At 67.4% G+C, this 8480-nt stretch carries 6 protein-coding genes, 2 tRNA genes and 1 rRNA gene; 7 read left to right on the top strand and 2 right to left on the bottom strand.

The window, feature by feature from the left end; all coding sequences use genetic code 11:
- Positions 1-63: 63 nt before the first annotated feature.
- From ABN273_RS11160 to ABN273_RS11185, 6 genes are all read left to right on the top strand, one after another.
- Positions 64-3021, top strand: a complete 2958-nt coding sequence (locus ABN273_RS11160; protein ID WP_349448610.1) for a UPF0182 family membrane protein — start codon at positions 64-66, stop codon at positions 3019-3021.
- Between the two features lie 56 nt (positions 3022-3077).
- Positions 3078-3154, top strand: a tRNA-Met gene (locus tag ABN273_RS11165).
- Positions 3155-3284: 130 nt separating this feature from the next.
- Positions 3285-3358, top strand: a tRNA-Met gene (locus ABN273_RS11170).
- Positions 3359-3459: 101 nt separating this feature from the next.
- Positions 3460-3927, top strand: coding sequence for a group II truncated hemoglobin (locus ABN273_RS11175; protein ID WP_349448611.1), 468 nt, complete (start codon positions 3460-3462; stop codon positions 3925-3927).
- Positions 3928-3936: 9 nt separating this feature from the next.
- A complete protein-coding gene (locus ABN273_RS11180; RefSeq protein ID WP_349448612.1) occupies positions 3937-6432 on the top strand; it encodes a sensor histidine kinase in 2496 nt (831 codons plus the stop codon).
- Positions 6429-7106, top strand: a complete 678-nt coding sequence (locus tag ABN273_RS11185; protein ID WP_349448613.1) for a response regulator — start codon at positions 6429-6431, stop codon at positions 7104-7106. The genes ABN273_RS11180 and ABN273_RS11185 overlap by 4 nt, the downstream gene beginning before the upstream one ends.
- Here ABN273_RS11185 and ABN273_RS11190 read toward each other — a convergent pair.
- On the bottom strand, positions 7079-7291 hold the full coding sequence (locus tag ABN273_RS11190; protein ID WP_349448614.1) for a hypothetical protein: 213 nt from the start codon (positions 7289-7291) through the stop codon (positions 7079-7081). The two genes, ABN273_RS11185 and ABN273_RS11190, sit on opposite strands and share 28 nt — an antisense overlap.
- A gap of 62 nt (positions 7292-7353) precedes the next feature.
- Positions 7354-7752: a hypothetical protein gene (locus ABN273_RS11195; RefSeq protein ID WP_349448615.1), complete on the bottom strand. Its 399-nt coding sequence runs from the start codon at positions 7750-7752 to the stop codon at positions 7354-7356.
- 574 nt (positions 7753-8326) lie between these two features.
- On the opposite strand from ABN273_RS11195, the gene ABN273_RS11200 reads away from it, so the two are divergent.
- Positions 8327-8480: ribosomal RNA gene (locus tag ABN273_RS11200) — 16S ribosomal RNA — on the top strand; the annotation flags it as partial.

The raw sequence follows: 8480 nt of genomic DNA on the forward strand, positions 1-8480 counted from the left end.
CCGTTTCTTCATCACGACGAGGGGTTGGCCTTGAGCTTCCGGACCCCAGGAGCCGGTAGGGCGATGCGCTTGCCCCGCCGACCGCGACTGCTTCTGCCTGTGGCGATCGCTCTTGTAGCGATCGTGGCGCTGTTTTTCCTATTTTCTGGGATTTATACCGACTATCTGTGGTTCGACGCGACGAACTACACGTCGGTCTTCACCGGTGTGGTGCTGACCCAGATCGTGCTGTTCTTGGTCGGAGCGGTGCTGATGGTCGGCATCGTGGGCGGCAACATGCTGCTGGCCTTCCGGGTGCGCCCGATGTTCGGGCCGGCGATGTTCGGCGGGGGCAGCGGCGCCGACCGCTACCGCATGGCGCTCGACCCCCACCGCAAGCTGATCTTCATTGTGGGCATGGGCCTGCTCGCGCTCTTCTCCGGCTCCTCGTTCGCCGGGCAGTGGGAGGTGTGGCTCAAGTTCGTCAACGGCGAGTCGTTCGGCAAACAGGACAAGCTGTTCGGGCTGGACATCTCGTTCTACATGTTCGACCTTCCGTTCATCCGGATGGTGCTGAACTTCCTGTTCACCGCAGTGATCATCTCGATCGTGCTGGCGGCGATCACGCACTACCTGTACGGCGGGTTCCGGCTGCAGTCGCCCGGCGTGCACGCCTCCAGGGCGGCGCGCACCCACCTGTCGGTGCTGCTCGGCATCTTCCTGCTGCTCAAGGCCGTCGCCTACTGGTTCGACCGCTTCGGCCTGGTCTTCTCCGACCGCGGCTTCGTCCACGGCGCCTCCTACACCGACGTCAACGCCGTCCTGCCGGCCAAGACCATCCTCGCGATCATCGCGCTGATCTGCGCCGCCCTGTTCTTCGCCGGCGTCGTGCGCCCCGGCGGCATGCTCCCCGGCGTCTCGGCCGGCCTGCTCGTGCTCTCGGCCATCCTGATCGGCGGCGTCTACCCGGCGCTGGTCGAGCAGTTCCAGGTCAAGCCCAACCAGCAGGGCAAGGAGGCCGCCTACATCCAGCGCAACATCGAGGCCACGCGGGAGGCGTACAACGTCGACAAGACCGAGGTGGAAAACTACAACGCCGAGTCCGACCCGGCCAAGGTCCAGAAGGACGGAGACACCTCGGTCTCCGGCGTCCGCCTGCTCGACCCGGCGCTGGTGTCGTCGACGTACGAGCAGACGCAGCGCATCCGCGGCTTCTACAGTTTCGGCGACACGCTCGACGTCGACCGCTACCCCGACAGCACCGGCAAGCTGGTCGACCACGTCGTCGGCGTCCGCGAGCTGACCGGCCCGCCCGAGGGCCAGGACAACTGGATCAACCGGGCCCTCGTCTACACCCACGGCTACGGCTTCGTCGCCGCGCCGGGCAACCAGGTCGACAGCAGCGGCCAGCCCGCGTACGACGCCAAGGACATGCCGGTTACCGGCCCGCTGGCGACCTCCGCCAACCTGAAGGAGCCACGCGTCTACTACGGCGAGGACCCGGCCTCGGCCAAGTACGTCATCGCAGGCGGCAACCCCAAGAACCCGCAGGAGCTCGACTACCCGAAGACCGGCGGCACCGGCCAGGAGAACACCACCTACACAGGGGGCGGGGTCCGCGTCGGGTCGTTCGTCAACAGGCTCGTCTACGCCGCCAAGTACGGCGAGGCGAACATCCTCCTGTCGGGCGACGTCAACGACAGCTCCAAGATCCTCTACGTCCGCAACCCGCGTGACAGGGTGCAGAAGGTCGCGCCCTTCCTCAGGCTCGACGGCAACCCCTATCCGGCGATCGTCGACGGGCGCATCACCTGGATCATCGACGGCTACACCACGTCCAACGACTACCCGTACTCGCAGAGCGAGAGCTTCGGCGACATGACGCGGGACACGTCCACCGACCGCCGCGTGATCGCCCAGCAGCCCACCGACAAGATCAACTACATCCGCAACTCCGTCAAGGCCACGGTCGACGCCTACGACGGGACGGTCAGGCTCTACGGCTGGGACACCAACGACCCGATGCTGAAGACCTGGAGCAAGGCCTTCCCCGGCATCATCCTCCCGGCCTCGAAGATGAGCCCCGACCTGCGCAACCACGTCCGCTACCCGGAAGACCTGTTCAAGGTGCAGCGCTACACGCTGTCGCGCTACCACATCACCGACCCGGCCGCCTTCTACAACGGCTCGGACTTCTGGAACGTCCCCGGCGACCCCACGCAGGGCGACAAGAACATCAAGCAGCCGCCCTACTACCTGACCACCACGATGCCGGGTACGGGTGGCACGCCGACGTTCTCGCTGACGACCACGTTCGTGCCGCGCCAGGGAGGAGCCAACCTGTCGGCGTTCATGGCGGTCGACTCGTCGGCGGGCTCCGGATACGGCCGGCTGCGCATCCTGCGAATGCCGTCCAACACGCCCATCCCGGGTCCTGGGCAGATCCAGAACTCCTTCCAGAGCCGCCTCGCCGGTCAGCTCAACGTGATGGGCGTCGGCAGCTCTTCGCTGCGCTACGGAAACCTGCTGACGTTGCCGTACGCGGGTGGCCTGGTCTACATCGAGCCGGTGTACGTCCAGACGACCGCGGGCGGCGGCCAGGAGCCGTACCCGATCCTGCAGCGGGTCCTGGTGTCCTACGGCAGCAAGATCGGCGTCGGACGGAACCTGGAGGAGGCGCTCCAAGAGGTCTTCGGCGGCCAGCAGCAGACCAAGCCAACCGAGGAGCAGCAGCAGACCGTCCCCAGCCAGACCAACACGGCGCTCAACTCGGCGATCGCCAACGCCAAGAAGGCGTACGAGGACGCGCAGAAGGCCCTGCAGACCAGCCCGCCGAACTGGGATGCCTACGGTGAGGCGCAGAAGCGGCTGGAGGAGGCGCTGAAGGCGCTGGAGGGGGCGAACGCCCAGCAGCCCAAGCCCTCGGCGACTCCTTCGGCCACCCCGTCCGCCTCGCCGTCGGCCACGCCTTCCGCCACACCCTCCGGCCCGGCCACGCCGTCGCCATCGCCTACGGGATCTCCAACGGGAGGCACGGGCTAGCTCATTCAGTTTGCGCCCACCCCTCGTCGCCGACTAAGGTTTAGACAACAACGCGACGCGGGGTGGAGCAGTTCGGTAGCTCGCTGGGCTCATAACCCAGAGGTCGCAGGTTCAAATCCTGCCCCCGCTACCAATCCCAGAGGCCCGGGATCCGGAAACGGAACCCGGGCCTTTGTGCGTCTGACCACAGCCCTCCCATTCTGCTGAGGCGGAACGTCCCAAGCACTGGTTGGGAGCCTGTATAGTTATTGAAGACACACCGACGCGGGGTGGAGCAGTTCGGTAGCTCGCTGGGCTCATAACCCAGAGGTCGCAGGTTCAAATCCTGTCCCCGCTACTCAGTGCCAAAGTCCCTGGTCACCGGATCATCCGGAGGCCGGGGACTTTGTCGTTTCCGCGCCCTTGCCCTGCCTGGAGCAACGGTGATTACATCATTACATGACTGATCAAACAGTGCCCACGCTGTACGAATGGGCAGGCGGCAGCGCGGCGTTCGAGCGGTTGACCGAGGCCTTCTACCGCACCGTCGTCAAGGATGACCTGGTCGGCCCGCTGTTCGCCCACATGGACCCGGACCATCCGAAACACGTGGCGATGTGGCTGAGCGAAGTGTTCGGCGGGCCGGACCGGTACACCAAGGAGCGCGGCGGCTATCCGAACATGCTCCGCCACCACCTCGGCAAGGCCATCACCGAGCCGCAGCGCCGCAGGTGGGTGAGCCTGCTCATGGACGCGGCCGACGAGGTGGGCCTGCCGGACGATCCCGAGTTCAGGGCGGCGTTCGCGAGCTACATCGAGTGGGGGACCAGGCTGGCCAGGCACAACTCCCAGCCGGACGCCAAGCCGCCGCTCAAGGCTCCCGTGCCGCACTGGGGCTGGGGGGTCGCGCCCCCGTACCAGCCTTAACCTGGAGGAATGGGAGCCACGTCCCGCGGGATGCTGCGCGTCTACCTGGGCGCGGCGCCCGGAGTGGGCAAGACGTACGCCATGCTGAGCGAGGCGCACCGCGCCCGCGAGCGTGGCAAGGACGTGGTCGTGGGCTTCGTCGAGACCCACGGCCGCGCCAAGATCGCCTGCCTGCTCGAAGGGCTGGAAATCCTGCCGAGGCGGACGATGTCCCATCGGGGCGCGGCATTCACCGAGCTCGACGTCGATGCCGTCATCGCCCGCGCTCCCGCCGTGGCACTGATCGACGAGCTCGCCCACACGAACGTTCCCGGCTCCCGCAACGCCAAGCGCTGGCAGGACATCGACGCGGTCCTCGACGCGGGGATCGATGTGGTCTCGACCGTCAACATCCAGCACTTCGAATCGCTGAACGACGTGGTCGAGCAGATCACCGGCGTGCCGCAGCGGGAGACCGTACCGGACGGGGTGGTACGGCGCGCCGACCAGATCGAGCTCGTCGACATGGCGCCGGAGGCGCTGCGGCGCAGGATGGCCCACGGGAACGTCTACCCGCCCGAACGGGTCGACGCCGCGCTGGCCAACTACTTCCGCGTCGGCAACCTGACCGCCTTGCGGGAGCTCGCCCTGATCTGGGTGGCCGACAAGGTGGATGAGGAACTCGACCGCTACCGTGCGGACCATGGCATCGCGGGCACCTGGGAGGCCCGCGAGCGGGTGGTGGTCGCGCTCACCGGTGGCCAGGAAGGCGACACGCTCATACGGCGGGCGGCCCGCATCGCGGCCAGGAGCAAGGGCGCGGACCTGCTTGCCGTCCACGTCACCAGCGCCGACGGCCTCATCCGCGGCGGCGACCCCGCGAACCTGATCCGCCAGCGCACCCTCGTCGAGGACCTCGGCGGCTCCTACCACCAGGTGGTGGGCGACGACATCCCGCGCGCGCTGCTCGAGTTCGCCCGTGGCGTGAACGCCACCCAGCTCGTGCTGGGGGCGTCGCGGCGAGGGCGCTTCGCGCAGATCCTCTCGCGGGGCGTGGGGGTGACCACGACGGCGCTGTCGGGGTCGATCGACGTTCACATGGTCACGCACGAGGCGACCAGGAAGGCGCGCGAGCGGACGCGGTCGAGGGCAGCGCTGACCCGCGGGCGGCGGCTGTCCGGCTGGGGGCTGGCGCTGCTCGGGATGCCGCTGCTCACCGCCGTGCTCCTGCCCCTGGGGCTGCCGCTGCCCAGCGAGATCCTGCTCTTCCTGCTGCTGGTCGTGGGGGTCGCACTGGTGGGCGGCATGTGGCCGGCCATCACGGCGGCGGTGCTCGGGTTCGGGCTGCTCAACTGGTTCTTCACGCCGCCGCTGCACACATTGACGATCTCCGAGCCGGAGAACGTGCTCGCGCTGGCCATCTTCGTGCTGGTGGCGGTCATGGTCAGCGCGGTCGTCGACCTGGCGGCCAGGCGCAGCAGGGAGGCGGCGCGCTCGCAGGCCGACGCCGAGGTGCTGTCCACGCTGGCGGGGCACGTGCTGCGGGGAGAGGCGGCGCTGCCGTCGCTGCTGGCCCGGATGCGGGAGACGTTCGGGCTGACCTCGGTGACCCTGCTCGAACGCTCGGACGGTTGGAAGATCGTCGCCACCTCGGGCGGAGCGCCGTGCACAAGTCCGGGGACGGCCGACACCGACGTCGTGATCGACGACCGGCTCGTGCTCGCCGCCCACGGCCGGCTGCTGGACGCGAGCGACCGGCGGGTGCTGGAGGCGTTCGCCGCGGAGGCGGCTGTCGCGCTGCGCGAGCAGCGGCTGCGGGAGGCGGCCGAGCAGGCCGAGCCGCTGGCCGAGGCCGACAGGATGCGCACCGCCCTGCTCGCCGCCGTCAGCCACGACCTGCGTACGCCGCTCGCCTCGGCCAAGGCGGCGGTCGAGAGCCTGCGCAGCACCGACGTCACCTGGTCGGAGGAGGACCGGGCCGAACTGCTGGCCACCGCCGACGAGTCGCTGATCAAGCTCGACCGGCTCGTCTCGAACCTCCTCGACATGAGCCGCCTCCAGGCGGGCGTGCTCGGCGTGCACCCGGAGCCCGTGGCGATCGAGGACGTCCTGCCGCGCGCCATCGACGATCTCGGCCCGCTCCGCGAGCGGATCCGGAGCGATCTGCCGCCCATGGTGCCCGAGATCACGGCGGACCCCGCCCTGCTGGAGCGGGTGCTCGTCAACCTGATGGCGAACGCGGTCCGCTACAGCCCCGACGACGAGCTCGTCCTGGTCAACGCGAGCTGGCACGGCGAGAACGTGGAGGTCCGCATCATCGACCGGGGCCCCGGCATCCCGCCCGAGGCACATGAAAAGGTGTTCATGCCGTTCCAGCGGCTCGGCGACCGCGACAGTCACACGGGCGTGGGGCTGGGCCTCGCCCTCTCGCGCGGCCTCACCGAGGCGATGGGCGGCACGCTCGTGCTGGAGGACACGCCTGGAGGGGGACTGACCATGACCATCTCGCTGCGGCGGCACGCATGACCCGCGTGCTGGTGGTGGACGACGAGCCGCAGATCCTGCGGGCGCTGCGCGTCAACCTGGCCGCCAGGCAGTACGAGGTGGCGGTCGCGCCCGACGGCGGCACAGCGCTGCGCCAGGCCGCCGACTGGCATCCCGACCTGATCATCCTCGACCTCGGCCTGCCCGACCTTGACGGCGTGGAGGTCATCCAGGGCCTGCGCGGCTGGACCTCGGTCCCGATCATCATCCTCTCGGGGCGTTCGGACAGCACCGACAAAGTGGACGCACTCGACGCGGGCGCCGACGACTACGTGACGAAGCCGTTCAGCATCGACGAACTGCTCGCACGCGTCCGCGCGGTGACCCGCCGCACCGGCCAGCCGGACGAGGAGGCCGCCACGGTGCGGCTGGGCGATCACGTGATCGACCTCTCCAACAAGACGATCTCCGGTGGCGTACGGCTGACGCCCACCGAATGGCACTTCTTGGAGCTCCTGCTGCGTAACCCCGGCAAGCTGATCAGCCAGCGCCAGCTCCTGCGGGAAGTGTGGGGCGATGCGTACGAGAAGGAGACGCACTACCTACGCCAGTACATGGCCCAGCTCCGGCGCAAGCTCGAACGGGATCCATCCCATCCCGTCCATCTGCTGACTGAGCCCGGGATGGGCTACCGGTTCCAGCCCTCTTCGTCGTAGGCCCTACTGATCATCGAGAACGCCTTGTGTGCGGCCCAGCCGAAGAGCACGAGCCCGAAGACGACTTGCACGATCCTTATCGGCAGGGGAGAGTCCTGATCGGCGTAAACAACGACGCCAACCCACATCAGGCCGAAGATCGCGACCAATGCGATTGCCGCCCAGTTCAACCCCCGCTGCCACATATGTGAAGTCTTACAGCCGGGCGCCCAAGGCGAGGTATGCCCCAAGTCGTCATCAGGTCTGGCTAGCGCGGGAGCGTTCTCCTCATGCCGACGCAGCGGCGCAGGCGCGTTCCGCGCGGGCGCTGCGGGGCGGCGTTCTCGAGGCACTCGAGCAGCGCCGCCGCCGTCCGGGCGTCTGACAGGATGCGCTGCACGGCCTCCCCGTCCTCCGGCATCTGGCCGCGCTCGGCCAGCTCATGCTTGAGGAACGCCATGGGGTCGGGCGCGCCCACGGTGTCCGCCGCCACCGTCGCCCGCGCGGCCGTGAGGAGGCGCAGGTAGTGGGTGCGGAGTACGGCCTCGCGCATCCGAGCGTGCTCGAGGTCGTCGGTCAGGGTTCTGGCGATGCTCAGCAGGTCTCCGGCATGGGTCGCCCCGTCGGCGAGGAAGGCGCGGATGTCGTCGAACTCCGACCTGGTCATAGCGGACACCTCCGAGAGCGCAGTCTGCTCGTAGGTACTTCGTACCTGGATGCGATTGCGGATGACTTGCGGTCGGCTTGACGCCGCGGGCGCCGACCAGGGGGGACTTGTGAAGGTTTGAGCGTTGCGTGGTGAGGGAAAGGTCAGAGGATTACCCAAGAGGCAGAAGTGGTGGCGGCGGGCTGCTAGAGTTGCTTCCCGCAGGGCGGTCAAGGGGTTCCTCGAACCTCCGGAGACGCCCAGCGAATCCCACTTCTTGCAGGCTCGTCCTTCGGTGTTCGTATCACTCCGGATGGGCTGGTAAGTTAGAGGGGTTGTCCCGGAAGCGGGGCACGGATTAATTCCCACAGATCGAGCAAGTCGGGTCAATTTGACAGGGACTTGAACGGCTGAAAGAATTAAGACACAACGAAATGAACGCCTCCGAGCGAAAAGCCTGAACGGTTTTTGAGTGAGGAAGTACGCGTCCGTTTCTTGAGAACTCAACAGTGTGTTAAAAGCCAGTGCATGAGATACATGCATATCCCCGTCTTTTGACGGAAATTGCTTGGATTCACAATCCAAACGTAAACATTGTTTGGAGAGTTTGATCCTGGCTCAGGACGAACGCTGGCGGCGTGCTTAACACATGCAAGTCGAGCGGAAAGGCCCTTCGGGGTACTCGAGCGGCGAACGGGTGAGTAACACGTGAGCAACCTGCCCCTGACTCTGGGATAAGCCCGGCAACC

The organism is Nonomuraea sp. B19D2 (assembly GCF_040137845.1).
GTDB lineage: Bacteria > Actinomycetota > Actinomycetes > Streptosporangiales > Streptosporangiaceae > Nonomuraea.